General features: G+C 71.7%; 17 protein-coding genes. 7 read left to right on the forward strand and 10 right to left on the reverse strand.

Translation table 11 applies throughout. The features are described 5' to 3' along the window. Positions 1–18: 18 nt before the first annotated feature. The 4 genes from ACIQVL_RS13905 to ACIQVL_RS13920 all read right to left on the reverse strand — a co-directional run bounded on the left by ACIQVL_RS13905 (position 19) and on the right by ACIQVL_RS13920 (position 4,220). On the reverse strand, positions 19–375 hold the full coding sequence (locus ACIQVL_RS13905; protein WP_403434113.1) for a YciI family protein: 357 nt from the start codon (positions 373–375) through the stop codon (positions 19–21). 130 nt (positions 376–505) lie between these two features. Continuing rightward, positions 506–1,567, reverse strand: coding sequence for an LCP family protein (locus ACIQVL_RS13910; protein WP_403475407.1), 1,062 nt, complete (start codon positions 1,565–1,567; stop codon positions 506–508). A 95-nt stretch (positions 1,568–1,662) separates the two neighbouring features. Then, positions 1,663–3,084, reverse strand: a complete 1,422-nt coding sequence (locus tag ACIQVL_RS13915) for an endo-1,4-beta-xylanase (RefSeq protein WP_403434108.1) — start codon at positions 3,082–3,084, stop codon at positions 1,663–1,665. A 104-nt stretch (positions 3,085–3,188) separates the two neighbouring features. After that, a complete protein-coding gene (locus ACIQVL_RS13920; RefSeq protein WP_403434105.1) occupies positions 3,189–4,220 on the reverse strand; it encodes a LacI family DNA-binding transcriptional regulator in 1,032 nt (343 codons plus the stop codon). Between the two features lie 140 nt (positions 4,221–4,360). On the opposite strand from ACIQVL_RS13920, the gene ACIQVL_RS13925 reads away from it, so the two are divergent. After that, on the forward strand, positions 4,361–6,658 hold the full coding sequence (locus ACIQVL_RS13925; protein WP_403475408.1) for a glycoside hydrolase family 3 N-terminal domain-containing protein: 2,298 nt from the start codon (positions 4,361–4,363) through the stop codon (positions 6,656–6,658). Between the two features lie 3 nt (positions 6,659–6,661). Here the strand turns inward: ACIQVL_RS13925 and ACIQVL_RS13930 are convergent, their stop codons facing one another. Then, entirely contained in the window at positions 6,662–6,853 is a 192-nt protein-coding gene (locus tag ACIQVL_RS13930; RefSeq protein ID WP_403475409.1) for a DUF397 domain-containing protein, read from the reverse strand. Continuing rightward, a complete protein-coding gene (locus ACIQVL_RS13935; RefSeq protein WP_403475410.1) occupies positions 6,850–7,683 on the reverse strand; it encodes a Scr1 family TA system antitoxin-like transcriptional regulator in 834 nt (277 codons plus the stop codon). Before ACIQVL_RS13935 ends, ACIQVL_RS13930 begins: the two co-directional genes overlap by 4 nt. Before the next feature lie 118 nt (positions 7,684–7,801). Between ACIQVL_RS13935 and ACIQVL_RS13940 the strand changes: the two genes are divergently transcribed. The 5 genes from ACIQVL_RS13940 to ACIQVL_RS13960 all read left to right on the forward strand — a co-directional run bounded on the left by ACIQVL_RS13940 (position 7,802) and on the right by ACIQVL_RS13960 (position 12,124). Further along, on the forward strand, positions 7,802–8,488 hold the full coding sequence (locus tag ACIQVL_RS13940) for a DUF998 domain-containing protein (protein ID WP_403475411.1): 687 nt from the start codon (positions 7,802–7,804) through the stop codon (positions 8,486–8,488). Continuing rightward, on the forward strand, positions 8,485–9,159 hold the full coding sequence (locus ACIQVL_RS13945) for a TetR/AcrR family transcriptional regulator (RefSeq protein WP_403475412.1): 675 nt from the start codon (positions 8,485–8,487) through the stop codon (positions 9,157–9,159). Before ACIQVL_RS13940 ends, ACIQVL_RS13945 begins: the two co-directional genes overlap by 4 nt. A 34-nt stretch (positions 9,160–9,193) precedes the next feature. Beyond that, the gene (locus tag ACIQVL_RS13950; protein ID WP_403434094.1) at positions 9,194–9,880 is read left to right on the forward strand and encodes a TetR/AcrR family transcriptional regulator; all 687 of its coding nucleotides are present in this window, start codon (positions 9,194–9,196) and stop codon (positions 9,878–9,880) included. Between the two features lie 149 nt (positions 9,881–10,029). After that, positions 10,030–10,404 (forward strand): hypothetical protein, encoded by a 375-nt coding sequence (locus ACIQVL_RS13955; RefSeq protein ID WP_403475413.1) that lies wholly within the window; start codon positions 10,030–10,032, stop codon positions 10,402–10,404. Next, positions 10,391–12,124 carry a caspase family protein gene (locus ACIQVL_RS13960; protein WP_403475414.1) on the forward strand — a complete coding sequence of 578 codons (1,734 nt, stop codon included), beginning with the start codon at positions 10,391–10,393 and terminating at the stop codon, positions 12,122–12,124. Before ACIQVL_RS13955 ends, ACIQVL_RS13960 begins: the two co-directional genes overlap by 14 nt. Positions 12,125–12,175: 51 nt before the next feature. Here the strand turns inward: ACIQVL_RS13960 and ACIQVL_RS13965 are convergent, their stop codons facing one another. From ACIQVL_RS13965 to tsaB, 4 genes are read right to left on the reverse strand one after another with little or no spacing between them, the layout of a single operon-like run. Further along, complete coding sequence (locus tag ACIQVL_RS13965; RefSeq protein ID WP_403434085.1) at positions 12,176–12,436, reverse strand: hypothetical protein; 261 nt, start codon at positions 12,434–12,436, stop codon at positions 12,176–12,178. Beyond that, complete coding sequence (gene tsaD / locus ACIQVL_RS13970; protein ID WP_403434083.1) at positions 12,433–13,527, reverse strand: tRNA (adenosine(37)-N6)-threonylcarbamoyltransferase complex transferase subunit TsaD; 1,095 nt, start codon at positions 13,525–13,527, stop codon at positions 12,433–12,435. The genes ACIQVL_RS13965 and tsaD overlap by 4 nt, the downstream gene beginning before the upstream one ends. Further along, complete coding sequence (gene rimI / locus ACIQVL_RS13975; RefSeq protein ID WP_403475540.1) at positions 13,520–14,047, reverse strand: ribosomal protein S18-alanine N-acetyltransferase; 528 nt, start codon at positions 14,045–14,047, stop codon at positions 13,520–13,522. The genes tsaD and rimI overlap by 8 nt, the downstream gene beginning before the upstream one ends. Positions 14,048–14,064: 17 nt before the next feature. Next, the gene (gene tsaB / locus ACIQVL_RS13980) at positions 14,065–14,721 is read right to left on the reverse strand and encodes a tRNA (adenosine(37)-N6)-threonylcarbamoyltransferase complex dimerization subunit type 1 TsaB (RefSeq protein WP_403434081.1); all 657 of its coding nucleotides are present in this window, start codon (positions 14,719–14,721) and stop codon (positions 14,065–14,067) included. Between the two features lie 148 nt (positions 14,722–14,869). Between tsaB and ACIQVL_RS13985 the strand changes: the two genes are divergently transcribed. Continuing rightward, complete coding sequence (locus ACIQVL_RS13985; protein ID WP_403434078.1) at positions 14,870–15,433, forward strand: hypothetical protein; 564 nt, start codon at positions 14,870–14,872, stop codon at positions 15,431–15,433. Positions 15,434–15,965 lie beyond the last annotated feature (532 nt).

Genomic DNA, 15,965 nt, shown 5'->3' on the forward strand with positions numbered 1-15,965 from the left:
GGACGGACGCCAGGAAGGTCAGCCCTCCGCGATCTCCCGGACCTCGCAGGTCACGGTCCAGAACTCCTCGTGCACCTTGAGGAACCGCTTGGTCCACTCCAGGGCCTCGGCCATGTCCTTGCACTGCATGATCGCGTACCCGCCGACGACCTCCTTGGCCTCGGTGAACGGCCCGTCGGTGACGGAGATCTTCCCGCCCTCCCAGTGCACCCGGGTGCCCTGGGCGGTCGGCGTGAGGCCCGCGGTGTCCAGCATCACGCCGGCCTTGGTGATCTCCTCGATCAGCTCGCCCATCCGCTGCATCAGCTCCTGGCTGGGGCCTTCGGCGGGCGCGGTGTTCTCGTCGATCTTCACGAGCGACAGGTAACGGGGCATGGTGGCTCCTGTTGTTCCGGTGCGGTGCGGGGTCCGTCCCCGCATCTCACCCTTGCGTCGAACGGCCCGCCCCCGGATCGACACGCTCACCGGAATTCCCCGAAGTTTTTTTCCGCCCCTGCGGCAGGGCCTACCGCAGCGACTCCCACAGCTCGCCCGCCGCCGGCTCCTTCGCGATCACCCGGTTGGGGTCGGAGGGCGCGGTCACCACCGGCATCATCACCGTCTTCGTGTGGTCGGAGGTCAGTCCCTTCAGGCTCTGCCCGAGCCGCATCAGCTCGCTGAGCGAGTCCAGGCCGGTGTCGGTGGTGAGGCTGGAGGTGACCGCGTCGGCGACCTCGTAGAGCTTGGCCGGGTCGGTCAGCAGGCTGATGGAGGCCATCCGGTCCAGGAGGGCCTTCACCAGTTTCTGCTGGAGGCCTATCCGGCCCAGGTCGCTGCCGTCGCCTATGCCGTGCCGGGTGCGTGCGAGCGCGAGGGCCTGGGTGCCGTCGAGGTGGTGGGTGCCCTTCTTCAGGTGCAGGTGGCTGTCGTCGTCGTCGATGTCCTGGTCGGTGGTCACGGTCACCCCGCCGAGCGCGTCGACGAGCTTCGCGAAGCCCGAGAAGTCGATCTCCAGGTAGTGGTCCATGCGGACGCCGGTGATCGACTCGACCGTCTTGACCGCGCACACCGCGCCGCCCACCGAGTAGGCGCTGTTGAACATCGCGTTGTAGGCGACGGACGTCGAGCCGCCGGAGGAGAGCGGGCAGGAGGGCCGGGTGACCAGGGTGTCGCGCGGGATGCTGACGATCGTGGCGGAGGTCCGGCCGGCGTCGACGTGGACGACCATCGCGGTGTCGGAGCGGGCGCCCGAGCTGCTGCCGCCGCCGAGCTTCTTGTTCTCCTTGCCGCTGCGCGAGTCCGAGCCCAGCACCAGGATGTTCATCGAGCCGGTGGGCAGCGGGGACGCGGAGGCCGAGGCGGACGCGGTGGCCGTCGGTGTCGTCACCGCCTTCGCCGGGCGGTCGTCCCCGAGCGCGCTGTTGATGTCGACGCTCTTGATGTTGTCGTTGAGGTGCCAGTAGACCCACCCCGCACCGGCGATGCCGAGCGTCATGACCCCCGCCAGGGTGAGGCCGACGATCTTCAGCGTTCTCGACCGCCGGCCGACCCGTCTGCCCGCGCCGCCTTGCTCCTCGTGTCCCGTCACAAGGCAGGAACGTAAGTCTGAATTATTAGGGGACTGTTAGCGCAGGCGCCGTGAAGGGGTTTTCTTCGGAAAATCTCACCGTTCTCACCCGGGGTTCAGCCCAGGGTGACGGCGGGCACCGGATTGCTCCCGCTCCAGGACGCGTTGAACCCGAAGGACACCGAACCACCGTCCGCCACCGTCCCGTTGTAGGAGGCGTTGGCACAGGAGACGGCCGCGCCGGACTGGGTGCACACGGCGTTCCAGGCCTGGGTGATCTGCTGCCCGGCGCCGTAGGTCCAGCTCACGTTCCAGGAGCTCAGTGCCGCCCCGGAACAGGAGACCGTCACCTGCCCGGTGAACCCGGTGTTCCACTGGCTGGTCACGCTGTAGGCGGCGGTGCAGGCACCGGTCGGCGGCGGGGTGGTCGTGGTGCCGCCGAGCGCCTCCGCGATGCCGTAGTACGCCGGTTTCGGCACGTAGTTCGCGTCGTACGGGGTCGCCGCGCCGTAGCCCGGGAAGGTGCTGTCCACCCAGGAGTCGGAGTCGGTGAAGCCCCACACGGTGACGTTGACGCAGCGGCCCACCGCCACGCACGCGGCCACCACCGACTTGAAGTCGGCCTTCTGCTGGGCGAGTTCGGTGCTGTCGGAGGGCAGTGCCATCCGGATGTCCAGCTCGGTGATCGCCACGTCGACGCCCAGGTCGGCGAAGCGTTGGATGTTCTGCTGGAGGGTGGACGGCACCTGGCCGAGGACGAGGTGGGCCTGCAGCCCGACCCCGTCGATCGGGACGCCGGCCGCCTTGAGCGACTTCACCAGGTTGTACAGGGCGGTGCTCTTCGCGTTGACACCCTCGACGTTGTAGTCGTTGATGTACAGCTTGGCGGCGGGATCGGCCGCGTGCGCCCAGGTCAGGGCGTTGGCGATGTAGTCGGAACCGAGCCCGTTGTACCAGAGCGTCGACCGGTAGCTGCCGTCCTCGTTGAAGGGCTCGTTGACGACGTCCCAGGCCGCGATCTTCCCCTTGTAGCGGCCGACCTCGGTGCTGATGTGGTTCTGCAGCAGGCTGCTCAGCTGGGCGGAGGTCCAGGTGCCGTTCGTCAGCCAGCTGGGGTTCTGGCTGTGCCAGACCAGGGTGTGGCCGCGGACCTGCTGGTTGTGGGCCTGGGCGAAGGCGACGATCTGGTCGGCCTCGGTCCAGTTGAAGCTGCCCTGGGTGGGCTCGACCGTCCCCCACTTCATGGCGTTGCCCGGGGTCAGCGAGCTGAACTGGCCGCCGGCCAGGTCGCCGTAGGTGCCGGTGAGCTTGGAGCCGGTGACCGCGGTGCCGATGACCTTGCCCTTCGCGGCGGCGAGGTCGCGCAGCGGGGTGTCGGCGGCGTGCGCGGGGACGGCGCCGACGGCGAACAGGCCGATGCCTGCGACCAGCCCGGCCAGACCGGCCGCCAGACCGGCCCGTAACGGATTCCTGAAAGCCCTGGAGGTTCTGGAGGTGCTAGAGCTGCTAGAGGTCCTGGCGGTTCTGGAGGTTCTCATGCGGGTGGCCTCCGAAAGTTTCGGTTGAGTAACCGATTGACTTCGGTGGAGTGTGGAGGCGCCCGCACCACCCGTCAATACGTCAACTTCTGGCCAAGCCCGCCTCAGGCCCCCGCGGGTGCCGCCGTGCTCGACCGCACCACCAGGCTGGTCGCCAGCTCCACCCGGGTCGCGGTCGTCGCCTCCTCCGCCCGCCCCATCTCCAGGACCAGCCGCGCCGCCGCCTCGGCCATCTCGGTCAGCGGCTGCCGTACGGTCGTCAGCGGCGGCCCCACCCAGCGGGCCAGCGGCAGGTCGTCGAACCCGACGACGCTCACGTCCTCCGGGATGCGCAGCCCCAGTTCGCGCGCGGCCTCGTAGAGCCCGAGGGCCTGGAGGTCGTTGCCGGTGAAGATCGCGGTGGGCCGGTCGGGCATGCGCAGCAGCTCCAGGCCGAGCCGGTAGCCGGCGTCGTGGTGGAAGTCGCCCGCCTTGATGAGGGCCTGGTCCACCGGCAGCCCGGCGGTCTCCAGCGCGGCCCGGTACCCGTCCACCCGGGCGCGGCTGCACATCATCCGGGACGGCCCGCTGATCGCCCCGATGCGCCGGTGCCCGAGCTCGACCAGGTGCCGGGTGGCGGCCAGCCCGCCCTGCCAGTTCGTCGCGCCGATCGACGGCACGTCCGGCCCCGGGTCGCCCGCCGGGTCCATCACCACGAACGGGATGGACCGGCTCAGCAGCAGCGCCCGCTGCGACTCGTCCAGGCCCGACAGCACCAGCACCACCCCGTGCGGCCGCCGCGCCGCCACCTGGTCCGCCCAGGTCCGCCCCGGGGTGAGCCGCCCGGCGCTCTCGCTGAGCACGACACTGAGACCGGCGTCCCGGGCCACGTTCTCCACCCCCCGGATGACCTCCATCGCCCAGGCGCTCTCCAGCTCGTGGAAGACCAGGTCGATCAACGGCGACCGGGAGGCCTCGGCGCGGCGCCGCCGGTAGCCGTAGGCGCGCAGCAGCTCCTCGACCCGGGTACGGGTGGCCGGAGCGACGTCGGCACGCCCGTTCAGGACCTTCGAAACAGTCGGAGCGGACACGCCGGCCTCACGGGCGATTTCGGCGAGCGTCGCCGTCTGCGTTTCTGTGGGCTTCGAAGGCGTCATGCCCGCGATCGTATCCCCGCGCTTCCCCTTGACGAAGACCTTCGCACGCCATAGGTTCCCGGAACATTCGGTGTGTGGTACGAAACATTCGTAGCAGCGTTCGTAGCAGAGAACCCGCAGGAAGCAGAGACGGGAGTTTCATGACCACCGCTCCTTGGCGCGATCCCGCGCTGCCCGCCACCGCCCGTGTCGACGACCTGCTCACCCGGATGACGCTGGAGGAGAAGACCGCCCAGCTGTACGGCGTGTGGGTGGGCGCCGCCACGGACGGCGACGGGGTCGCCCCGCTGCAACGCGAGATGACCGCCGACTACGACTGGGACGAGCTGATCGCTCTCGGTCTCGGCCAGCTGACCCGTTCCTTCGGCACCGCCCCGGTGGACCCGGTGCTGGGCGCGCGCGCACTGGCCCGCGCCCAGCACCGGATCACCGCGGCCGGCCGCTTCGGCATCCCGGCCATCGCCCACGAGGAGTGCCTGGCCGGCTTCACGGCCTGGCAGGCCACGGCCTACCCGGTCCCGCTCGCCTGGGGCGCCGCCTTCGACCCGCCCCTCGTCGAGGAGCTGGGCCGGCACATCGGCCACGACCTCCGCTCGGTCGGCGTCCACCAGGGCCTGGCCCCCGTCCTGGACGTGGTCCGCGACCCGCGCTGGGGCCGGGTCGAGGAGACCATCGGCGAGGACCCGTACCTGGTCGGCACCGTCGGCTCCGCGTACGTCCGGGGCCTGGAGTCGGCCGGAGTGATCGCCACCCTCAAGCACTTCGCCGGCTACGCCTCCTCCGCGGGCGCCCGCAACCTTGCGCCGGTCCGCGCCGGAGTACGGGAGTACGCGGACGTCACCCTCCCCCCGTTCGAGATGGCGCTCCGGGAGGGCGGGGCCCGCTCGGTGATGGCGGCCTACAACGAGACGGACGGCGTCCCGGCCTCGGCCGACCCCCGCCTGCTGACCGAACTCCTCCGCACGGACTGGGACTTCACCGGCACGGTCGTCGCCGACTACTTCGGCATCGGCTTCCTCCAGACCCTCCACCGCGTGGCGGGCACGGAGGCGGAGGCGGCCCGTCTCGCCCTTGAGGCCGGCATCGACGTCGAACTCCCGACGCTGAAGTGCTACGGCCGCCCGCTGGTGGCGGCGGTCCGGGACGGCGCGGTCCCGGAGTCGCTCGTCGACCGCGCGGCCCACCGGGTCCTGCTCCAGAAGTGCGAGCTGGGGATGCTGGACGCCGACTGGGACCCCACGCCCGCGGGGCCGATCGACCTCGACTCGACGGCGAACCGTGCGCTGGCCCGCCGCCTGGCCGAGGAGTCCGTGGTCCTCCTCGACAACCCGGACGGCACCCTCCCGCTCGCCCCCGACACCCGCATCGCGGTGGTGGGCCCGCGCGCCGCCGACGCCCTCGCCATGCTCGGCTGCTACTCCTTCCCGTCCCACGTCCTGACCCACCACCCCGAGGCCGACCTGGGCATCGCCATCCCCACCGTCCTCGACGCCCTCCGCGCCGAACTCCCCGACGCGAAGGTCACGTTCGCCGAGGGCTGCGACGTCTCGGACCCCGGCACCGCCGGTTTCGAGGAGGCGGTGGCCCGCGCCGCGGAGGCGGACGTGTGCGTGGCGGTCCTGGGCGACCGGGCCGGCCTGTTCGGCCGGGGCACCTCGGGCGAGGGCTGCGACGTCACGGACCTCGACCTGCCCGGCGTCCAGTCCGGCCTGCTGGACGCGCTGCTGACGACGGGCGTCCCGGTGGTCCTCGTCCTCCTCACCGGGCGCCCGTACGCGCTGGGCCGCTGGCACGGCCGGCTCGGCGCGGTGGTGCAGGCGTTCTTCCCCGGCGAGGAGGGCGGCCCGGCGGTGGCGGGAGTGCTGTCGGGCCGCGTCAACCCGTCGGGCCGCCTCCCGGTCAGCGTCCCACGCGTACCGGGCGGCCAGCCCTGGACCTACCTCCAGCCCCCGCTGGGCCTCGCGGGCGAGGTCAGCAACCTGGACCCGACCCCGCAGTACGCCTTCGGCCACGGCCGCTCGTACACGGCGTTCGCGTGGGACCTCGTCTCACCGGACACGGCGGAGATCGGCACGGACGGCTCGTACGACGTGACCGTGACCGTCCGCAACACGGGCGACCGCGCGGGCACCGAGGTCGTCCAGCTCTACCTCCACGACCCGGTGGCCTCGGTGACCCGCCCGGACGTCCGGCTGATCGGCTACCGGCGCATGGAGCTGGCCGTCGGCGAGTCCCGCCGGGTGACCTTCCGGTTCCACGCGGACCTGTCGGCGTTCACGGACCGGGAAGGGGCGCGGGTGGTGGAGCCGGGGGCCCTGGAGCTGCGGGTTGCGGCGTCCAGCGCGGAGGTGCGGGCGGTGACCCACCTCCGACTGACCGGCCCGGTACGGCGGTTGGGGCCGGACCGGGTACTGCGCTGCGAGACGGAGGTGAACTGACCGTCAGGCCACCCCCGCCGCGTGCGCCACGAAGGGGGCCCAGGCGGCGGGAGTGAGGTCGAGGTGGGGGCGGGCGCGGTCTTTGGAGTCGCGGATGTGGATGGTGGTGGGGGCTACGGCTACTTCTATGCAGTTGTCGCCCTCGGTACCGCTGTAGGTGGACTTGAACCACGCCAGTTCGATGGTGTCGCTCATAGCTCTCCTCTGATGCGCTCCAGCAGGCTCACCGACTCCAGGGGGCACAGTGCCTGTGAGCGGAGTGTCGCATAACGGCGATGCAGGATGGCGGCCTCTTTCGGGTCAACGATCAGCCGACCGGTCTTCTGGCCTTCGGAGTAGGCAAGATGCCCGCCTTCCGGCGTCTCCAGCAAGGCAAGCGGACCATCCAGCCCCGCGTGTACCTGGCAGTCGAGCGGCATGATCTGGATCTCCACATTGCGGAGTTGGGCGTATCCGAGCATGTGATCGAGTTGGGCGCGGGCCACCTCGTCGCCTCCCAGACGGCGCCGCACGATGTGCTCGTCCATGACGAAGCTGAACGAGGTGTTGGGCCGCTCCCGAAGCATCAACTGCCGCTCCATCCGGGCCTCGGCCTGCGCCTCTACCTGGGCATCGGACAAGGGCGGAATGCTGTTGCCGAACACCGCCCGTGCGTACGGCTCGGCCTGCAACAGCCCGGGAACCAGACGGCATTCGTACGTGGCCAGGCTCACCGCCTCCTGCTCCAACGCGGCCCATTTGCGGAACCAGACCGCGAACCCGGGCTGCCGTGAAACCCGTTCGAACCCTCTCCTCAACGCCCCGGTGTTCCCCAACACCCCCTCCGCCGCCTCCACGAAACTCTGGTCCGCCAGCCTCCTGCCCAACTCGATCGAAGCCACCGAGTGCTTGGACATGTGGACCCGCGCCCCGAACTCCTCCCGGCTGAGCCCCGCATGCTCCCGCAGCCCCTGCACGAACGCGCCGAACGTCTTCATGCTGTCCGACGACTCGGGCTCGCCATTCACCTCAACGCCACCGCTCATGCACTCAGCGTGACGGGCGTCGGCGCCCGCGCGCGGCCGTATCGCGTAAGCGGATAAGAATATCCGGTTAGTGTTACGGTGGCTGCGCAGCCGTCGTCCGAGGACATGAGGAGTGCCGATGTCGCGCAGCAACTGGCTCCCGGTGGGAGCCGCCGTCCTGATCGTGAACGCGTTGCAGTGGGTGATCGCCGAGGGCGTCACCGCGACGGCCTGGAACGACCCGCCCTACAGCTACGCCCGGAACTACATCAGCGACCTCGGCGTGCCCGACTGCGGCACGAAGTTCCAGGCGCGGGAGATCTGCTCGCCGTCGCACGCGCTGATGAACACGTCGTTCGCGTTGCAGGGGATCCTGTTCGCGGCCGGGGTGCTGCTGGTGGCGCTACCGCTCGTCGAGGGGCGGATGCGGCGCGTCGTCACCTCGCTGGCGGTCGCGCACGGAGTGGGTTTCGTGATGGTCGGGCTCTTCCACGGCTCCGCGAACGGGGCGAAGTACAGCCTGGTCCTCCATGTCGTGGGGGCCGGCATCGGCATCCTGTGCGCGAACACGCTGGCGATCATGGCGGGGGCGTCCCGGAGCCTGGGCGGGCGCCTGGGCCTGCCGAAGCCGTACCGCGTCTTCAGCGTCACGGTCGGGTCCCTCGGCCTGCTGAGCGAGCTGTTCGTGAGTGTCTCCACGAGCACGGCCGGTGTGTTCGAGCGCGGCGGGGTCTACTCCTGGCTGCTGTGGAGCGCGGTGACGGGCGGGCTGGTCCTGGCCAGGCGGTTCCGCTCGCCCGTCGTCGTGGAGAATGTCTTGGCGTGACCCCGGACACCACGCAACGCCCGCTCCGCGCGGACGCCGAACGGAACCGTCGGCTGATCATGGAGACGGCCGAGCGCATGTTCGCCCAGCGGGGGGCGGTCGCCACCCTCAACGAGATCGCCCACGAGGCGGGCGTCGGGGTCGGCACGGTCTACCGCCGCTTCCCGGACCTGCAGACACTGGTGGACGCCCTGTTCACGGAGCGGTTCACCGTGTTCCTGGAGGTCGCGACGGCGGCCGCGGAGCAGCCGGATCCGGGGCGGGCGCTGCGGCACTACCTGCTGGAGGCGGCGCGCCGACGCGCACAGGACAGGGCACTGGAGGTCATCCTCGCCCACGCGGACGTCGCCGCGGAGCCGATCGCCCGGATGCGCGACGACCTGGGCCGCCACGTGGACGGCCTGGCCGAACGGGCCGTGGCGGCCGGCGCCGTACGCGCGGACTTCGCCTCCGCCGACGTGTACGCGTTCCTCCTCATGATCGGTACGGTCGCCGACCGTACCGAGGACGCCGCCCCCGGCGCCTGGCGCCGCTACGCGGAACTGCTGCTGGCCGGCTTCGGCCTGGCGCAGGACCCGGCGGACCCGAAGGACCCGGCGCCGCGCCCGCCCGTGATGACCGACGCCCAGGCCCTCCAGATCTGGCCGAAGCGGACCGGCTTCGAGGCCTGAAGGCGCATCGCACCGGCGGACTAACCTGCCGTCCATGACGACACCGCAGCGCAAGCTTCCCCGGGGCACGAACGCCCTGCCGGTCGACGAGGTGGAGGCGCTGCAGCGGGGCCGCGTGTACGCGGCGCTGGCCCAGGTGCTGACCGAGCGGGGGTACGCCGCCGCCACCGTCGAACACGTCATCAAGCGGGCAGGGGTGTCCCGGCAGACCTTCTACCGCTACTTCGACTCCAAGGCGGACTGCTTCGCCGCGGCCTACCAGGCGGCCGGGGAGAGTCTGCTGGCGCAGGTGCTTCAGCGGCTCGGCGCCGCCGGGAGCGAGTCCCCGGCCGGTGCCGACGACGGCCCACCGCACCGTTTCGGACGGCTGGTCGACGCCTACATCCACACCCTGGCCGCCGACTGGCCCACGGCCCGGCTCTGCCTGGTCGAGGCGTTCGCGGCCGGTCCCGGTGTGCTTCCCGTGCGGGCGCCCCTGTACGACACCGTGGTCGACCTGGTCGCGGAGACGCTCGGGGTCACGGACCCGGAGGGCCTGCTCGCCTGCCGGATGATCCTCGCGGCCACCACCGCCCTGGCGACCTCGGCGGTGGCCGACGGCGACCAAGGCCAACTCGACGCGGCCGCGGTCGAGTTGAACCGCTACGTACGCCAGCTGTGGGACGCCGGCCTGCTCGGCCCGCGTCCCCGCCCGACCGCGCCGGACTTCCCGCCAACCTAAAAAGACATGAGTGTTCCTTTGCGCCGACGGAGCGGCTACGCTGCGGGAAGCACCGACGTCCGGACTCCCGAGCCGTCCGTTACGCACGCCCTCGGGACTCCGGCCTGATCAACTTCGCTTTGGCGGTACGGCGATCGGAGCAGACGCAGGTGAGAACCGAGAGTCACGGGAAACCACTGGACCGCGAGTCGGCCGGCACAGCCCGGATGCTCGAACTGACGGTCTCCGACCCGGCACAGCTCCGCGGACTACGGGACTGGCTGGGTGCGCAGGACGGGATCACCACGCGGATCAGTCCCGCGCCGCCGGCCCCCGGCGAACTCGGCACGGCCGACGTGCTGGCGGTACTCGCCGGCAGCAGCGTGCTGGCCACGGCCTTGAAGACCCTGCCCGACTTCCTCCGCTCGCGCCGCTCGAACCTCAGGATGCGGATCACCGTCGACGGCAGGCAGGTCGAGATCGAGCTGGAGAACGCGGACCGGGCGCTGGATGCCGTCGAACGGCTGCTCCGTGACAACCCCTGAGCCCCCGCCCCTGTACGACTACGCGCGCTCACGAGCGGTCCTCATCGGCGGCTGGGACTACGATCACCTGCCGCCCGTCGCCTCGGCCACCAGGAACAGTCTCGACCGGATGGCCGAACTGCTCCAGAGCCCGCTCTGCGGCTGGCCACGGCCTTCGGGCAGCCCGGCGGACCGGCTCCAGGTCCTCCGCAATCCACGGCGGCGCAACAACCTGCCCGACGACCTCATGCGGTGGTTCGAGGACGCCGCCGACCTGGCACTGATCTACTTCGTGGGCCATGGCCGCCTCTACGGGGACGAGCTCTGCCTGGCACTCGCCGAATCCCCGTTGAGCGGGTCCGCGCAGAAGACCACCGGGCTGCGGTTCTCCGACATCCGGGAGGCCCTTGAGGAGTCCGAGGCCGTGACCAAGGTGGTCATCCTCGACTGCTGCTTCTCAGGACAGGCCACGCTGCCCAGGAACACGCTGTCCGCGCCCGCCATCACCGAGCTGACCCACTGTTCCGGGGCCATCACGCTGGCCGCGACCGACGCCTACCGCACCGCATGGTTCGAACCGGACTCGGCGGGCGGCTACCCGCAGACCCACTTCACCCGCTACCTGGTCGACGCGATCGAGGCGGGTGCCGCCGGCCACCCGCACGGGGTCTCCCTCGAAACGGCCTTCGCGGCCGCTTCGGCGGCCCTGGTGCGGGACGGCAAGCCCCGGCCCACCCAGTCGGTCCGCCACCATGCCGGGCGGTTCGTCATCGCCGGGGGCCCGGCGCGCCACCGGCCGCTCCCCGGCCGGCCGGACGCCGCACCGGGCGAGGCCGCCGCCGGGTCCGGCCCGGCCCACCAGGACGCCGACGAGCTCTTCCGGGCCGCCCTCGCACTCGAGATGGACTGGGACACCACGGCAGCGGACCTGCCGCGTATCCAGTCGATGTACCGGTCCGCCGCCGAGGCCGGACATCCGGAGGCGATGACCCGCCTGGGCATGATCCTCGAAGGGCGGGCCCAGGAGCGCGTCAAGGGCACGCGCCACGGTGACGCCGTCACCCCGGACCTCGACGGTGCCCTGCACTGGTACACCCGGGCAGCCCGGCTCGGCAGCTCGCACGGCGCCTACTTCCTCGGGCTCTTCCACGAGGACCACCTGGGCAAGTGGCCGGAGGCGCTGGTCTGGTACCGGGAGGCCGCGCGCGACGAGCGGAACTGGGCGGCGCGCAAGGCCCTGGCCGGGCTTGAGGACCGCATGGCCCGCGGCCTCGGTCCGCTGGCACACGCCGGCGACTTCGGAAAGACCGGAATTTCCGCACACCAACAGGAGCAACAGAGCCAACAGGACGGAGAGTCAGTCGTGTTCAGCATGCGAGCGAACGAGCAGGGAGCACTGGTGACCAGGATCCTCGCCGGGGACGCCGGCCCGGACGTGGTGGCGACGGTCCAGGCCAACTTCCAACGATGGCTGCGCGATGTCTGGGGCGGTGACCAGAACCTCGCCATGGCCTTCTGCGTCCAGGCGCTTGCCGAAGCCTGCGGCGGGCTGCGGGGCGAGTGGGGCACGCTGAGCCCGAAGGACCAGTCAGGACTGGTCTGGTTCTTCAGCCTGCTGTGCCTGCCCACGAGGGACAGCGTCGACGGTGACGCGGCTGCCTTCCGCCATCAGGTCCGCGACGCGGGCCGACGCCTGCAGGACCTCGCCCGTACCGCGAACACGCTGCGCGGCCAGCCCTGAGTCAGCCCTGAGCCGGTCCTGAGCCGGTCCTGTGCCGGTCCTGAGCCGCGCTCAGTCCGCCGCCACCGACTCGAACCGCCACCGGTGCACCGGACGGGTCACCAACTCCTCCGGCGGGTCGGCGAGTTCCGGCAGGTCCGGGGTGTCGTACGACCCCTCCCACCACGTGATCACCAGCACCCGGTCCTGCGGTGCCCGGAGCATCTCGCGGCGCAACGGGGGCCCGGCGAGCGTCTGTTGCCGCGCCCACGTCAGCAACTCCCCGCCCCGGCCCGCCGTTGCCCGCGCCTCCCACATCAACGCGACCGTCACGTGTACAGGTTCTCCTTGCTGACCTCGTGCACGTGGTCGTGGTGGTGGCTGCCCGGGACGTGCGGGTCGGTCACCGGCAGGGAGCTGTCCGCGGAGAGGTCCCAGTCGGACGGGGTGCGGTTGCGGGCGACCATCTCCGCGCCGAGCGCGGCCACCATCGCGCCGTTGTCCGTGCACAGCTTCATGCGCGGCACCCGGAGCCGGATACCGGCCGCCTCGCAGCGCTCCGCCGCGAGGGCGCGCAGCCGGGAGTTGGCGGCGACTCCGCCGCCGATCATCAGGTGGTCGACGCCCTCGTCGCGGCAGGCCCGGACGGCCTTGCGGGTCAGGACGTCGACGACCGCCTCCTGGAAGGACGCGGACACGTCACGGACCGGGACCTCCTCGCCCGCCGCCCGCTTGGCCTCGATCCAGCGGGCCACCGCCGTCTTGAGCCCGGAGAAGGAGAAGTCGTAGGCGGGGTCGCGGGGGCCGGTGAGGCCGCGCGGGAAGGCGATCGCCGAGGCGTCGCCCTCCTTCGCGTACCGGTCGATGACCGGGCCGCCCGGGAAGCCCAGGTTCAGCACGCGCGCGATCTTGTCGAAGGCCTCACCGGCCGCGTCGTCGATGGTCGCGCCGAGCGGCCGTACGTCGGAGGTGATGTCCGAGGACAGGAGGAGCGAGGAGTGGCCGCCGGAGACCAGCAGGGCCATCGTCGGCTCCGGGAGCGGGCCGTGTTCCAGCTGGTCGACGCAGATGTGGGAGGCGAGGTGGTTCACGCCGTAGAGCGGCTTGCCGAGCGCGTACGCGTACGCCTTCGCCGCCGAGACGCCGACCAGCAGCGCACCGGCCAGGCCGGGGCCCGCCGTGACCGCGACGCCGTCGAGGTCCTTGGCGCTGACGCCCGCGTCCTTCAGCGCGCGCCGGATGGTCGGGACCATCGCCTCCAGGTGCGCCCGGGACGCCACCTCGGGGACGACCCCGCCGAAGCGCGCGTGCTCGTCGACGGACGAGGCGACGGCGTCGGCGAGCAGGGTGGTGCCCCGGACGATGCCGACGCCGGTCTCGTCGCAGGAGGTCTCGATCCCCAGCACCAGGGGTTCGTCAGCCATTGATCTCGGTTCCTTGTTCTGAGGTGGGCCCGGTGGCGGAGCCACTGCCGGGCTGCCCGGACGTCAGGCGCATCACCAGGGCGTCCACGTTCCCCGGCTGGTAGTAGCCGCGCCTGAACCCGATGGGCTCGAAGCCGAACCGCTCGTAGAGCTTCTGGGCGCGGATGTTGTCGACCCGGCACTCCAGCATGACCTCGGCGCACTCGAAGGCGGTCGCGGCCCGCAGCAGCTCGGTGAGCAGCTCCGCGCCGAGCCCGGTGCCCCACTGGTCCCGGCGTACGGCGATGGTCTGAACGTCGCCGACCGCGGCGGAGCCGCTGTCGTCGGAGGCGGCGCCCTGGGCGGCGAGGCCGCCGTACCCGACGATCCGGTCGTCCTCCATGGCCACCACGTACCGCCGGGTCGCCCCGGGTCCCCTCGCGTGGGCCAGCTCGGACCAGAACATCCCCCGTGACCAGGCGTCCTCGGGGAACAGGTCCTTCTCGAGCTCCAGGACCGGGTCGATGTCCCACCAGCGCATCTCGCGCAGCTGTGCGGTCACTTCGGGGTGACCACCTTGTAGTTCTTGGGCACCTGGGCGTCCGGCCGGCGCAGGTACAGCGGGCGGGGCGCGGGCAGTTCCTCGCCGGCGGCCAGCCTCGCGACGGCCAGCGACGCGAGGGCCGCTGCGGAGACGTGCTCGGGCTCGTGGACGACCGGGAAGGTGTCGGGGTAGAGCAGCGCCCCGGCGCCGACGGCCGGCAGCCCGGCCACCTTCTCGGCGATGTCGGCGGGCCGGTCGACGGCGGGCTCCGTGCGCCGGGTGCGCGAGTCCTCGTACACCGCCCAGTAGACCTCTTTGCGGCGGGCGTCGGTCGCTACCACGAACGGGCCCTTCTCGATGTCGGCCGCGTAGGCGAGCCCGTCGAGCGTGCACAGGCCGTGGACGGGCACGCCGAGCGCGAGCCCGAAGGTGTCCGCGGTCATCAGACCGACCCGCAGGCCGGTGTAGGGGCCGGGACCGATGCCGGTGACGATCTCGGTGACGGCGTCCAGCGGGACCCCGGCCTCGGCGAGGACCCGGTCGACGGCCGGCAGCAGCAGCTCGCCGTGCCGGCGCGCGTCCACCTGGCTCGACGAGGCGATGACGGCCGTACCGTCGTGCAGGGCGACGGTGACGGCGGGGGTGGCGGTATCCAGAGCGAGCAAGAGCACGCGAACAGCCTACGGCTCCGGCGCCGCGAGCACGCCCGGCCGGGTCGGACGGTCACTGACTGCTACGGTCTGTACGAAGTACGACATATACGGCTGGGCCCCATGCGAGGCTCCCCGTGAGGCTCTACGGCAGGCAGAGGTGGCGCACGTGGCAGGGACCAGCTCGGGAGTCGTGGCAGGCCTGACCGCGGCGGCCGTCGGAGCGGTCGGTTTCCTCGCCTACCAGGCCTCGGCCACCGTCCCGCCCGGCCTCGGCAGCCGGTCGTCGGCGAGCCCCGCGCCCGGTGCGCCGGGTGCCAAGGCCCCCCGGGACCACCGCCACCCCACCGCCCTGCCGAACACCTCCGGCACGGGTGAACGGGTGGTGTACTCGGTGGACGACGACCGGGTCTGGCTCGTCAACGAGCAGGGCCGCGTCGAACGGACCTTCAAGGTGAACCCCGGCACCGTCGACCCGCCGCTCGGCGCCTACTGGGTGACGTCCCGCTCGAAGGCCGTCACGGGCACCGACGGCCTCCCCATCGAACACGTGGTCCGCTTCACCACCACCAAGGACGGCTCCGCCATCGGCTTCAGCGCGGTCACCGCCCAGCGCGCGGCCGCACCCCCCGACCCCACGGTGAAGACCGGCGGCATCCGCGAGACCCGCGCCGACGGCACCGCCATGTGGAACTTCGCGACGATCGGCGTCAAGGTGACCGTGATCCGCTGACCACACCCCTGATCGGCGGCGCAGCCGCCGCCTGGCGGCGCGGGGCTGTATCTGATCTGCAGCTCCGCCGCGCGGGCGCGACCAGCCGGCGGCGCAGCCGCCGCCTGGCGGCGCGGGGCTGTATCTGATCTGCAGCTCCGCCGCGCGGGCGCGACCAGCCACGATGGCGCGGCAGTCGGCAGATAGCAGCACGCTGGGGGTTCGGTCGGTGGGTCCGTTCAGGTACGTCGCGGCTGGTCGCGCAGTTCCTCCCCCAGCCTTCGGCCGGGGGTACCCCCAGCGCCCCCGACGGGGCGCTGCCGAACCGCCTAGGCAGCCCTACGGTCCTGCACAACCGGCCTCGGTGCCGGCTCCGGCACCACCGGCGGCCGGGACACCGCGTCAGCGCACGCACAGGACGCCAGCAGCTCACGCATGGAGACGCCGGGAACCCCGGCGACCGCGACCGGTCGCCGCTCCTCGGACTGGGACACGGACACGGGCGCCTCCTGAAGTGCGGGGGCGGACGTAGTTAGGTAGACCTAACCACTGA

Source organism: Streptomyces sp. NPDC090499 (assembly GCF_044769305.1).
Lineage (GTDB): Bacteria > Actinomycetota > Actinomycetes > Streptomycetales > Streptomycetaceae > Streptomyces.

Bases quoted from the DNA above. Each gene is read 5' to 3' on its own strand.
- ACIQVL_RS13905 (WP_403434113.1), bottom strand. From the start codon at position 375: ATGCCCCGTTACCTGTCGCTCGTGAAGATCGACGAGAACACCGCGCCC.
- ACIQVL_RS13915 (WP_403434108.1), bottom strand. From the start codon at position 3,084: ATGAGAACCTCCAGAACCGCCAGGACCTCTAGCAGCTCTAGCACCTCC.
- ACIQVL_RS13920 (WP_403434105.1), bottom strand. From the start codon at position 4,220: ATGACGCCTTCGAAGCCCACAGAAACGCAGACGGCGACGCTCGCCGAA.
- ACIQVL_RS13925 (WP_403475408.1), top strand. From the start codon at position 4,361: ATGACCACCGCTCCTTGGCGCGATCCCGCGCTGCCCGCCACCGCCCGT.
- ACIQVL_RS13930 (WP_403475409.1), bottom strand. From the start codon at position 6,853: ATGAGCGACACCATCGAACTGGCGTGGTTCAAGTCCACCTACAGCGGT.
- ACIQVL_RS13935 (WP_403475410.1), bottom strand. From the start codon at position 7,683: ATGAGCGGTGGCGTTGAGGTGAATGGCGAGCCCGAGTCGTCGGACAGC.
- ACIQVL_RS13940 (WP_403475411.1), top strand. From the start codon at position 7,802: ATGTCGCGCAGCAACTGGCTCCCGGTGGGAGCCGCCGTCCTGATCGTG.
- ACIQVL_RS13950 (WP_403434094.1), top strand. From the start codon at position 9,194: ATGACGACACCGCAGCGCAAGCTTCCCCGGGGCACGAACGCCCTGCCG.
- tsaD (WP_403434083.1), bottom strand. From the start codon at position 13,527: ATGGCTGACGAACCCCTGGTGCTGGGGATCGAGACCTCCTGCGACGAG.
- rimI (WP_403475540.1), bottom strand. From the start codon at position 14,047: ATGCGCTGGTGGGACATCGACCCGGTCCTGGAGCTCGAGAAGGACCTG.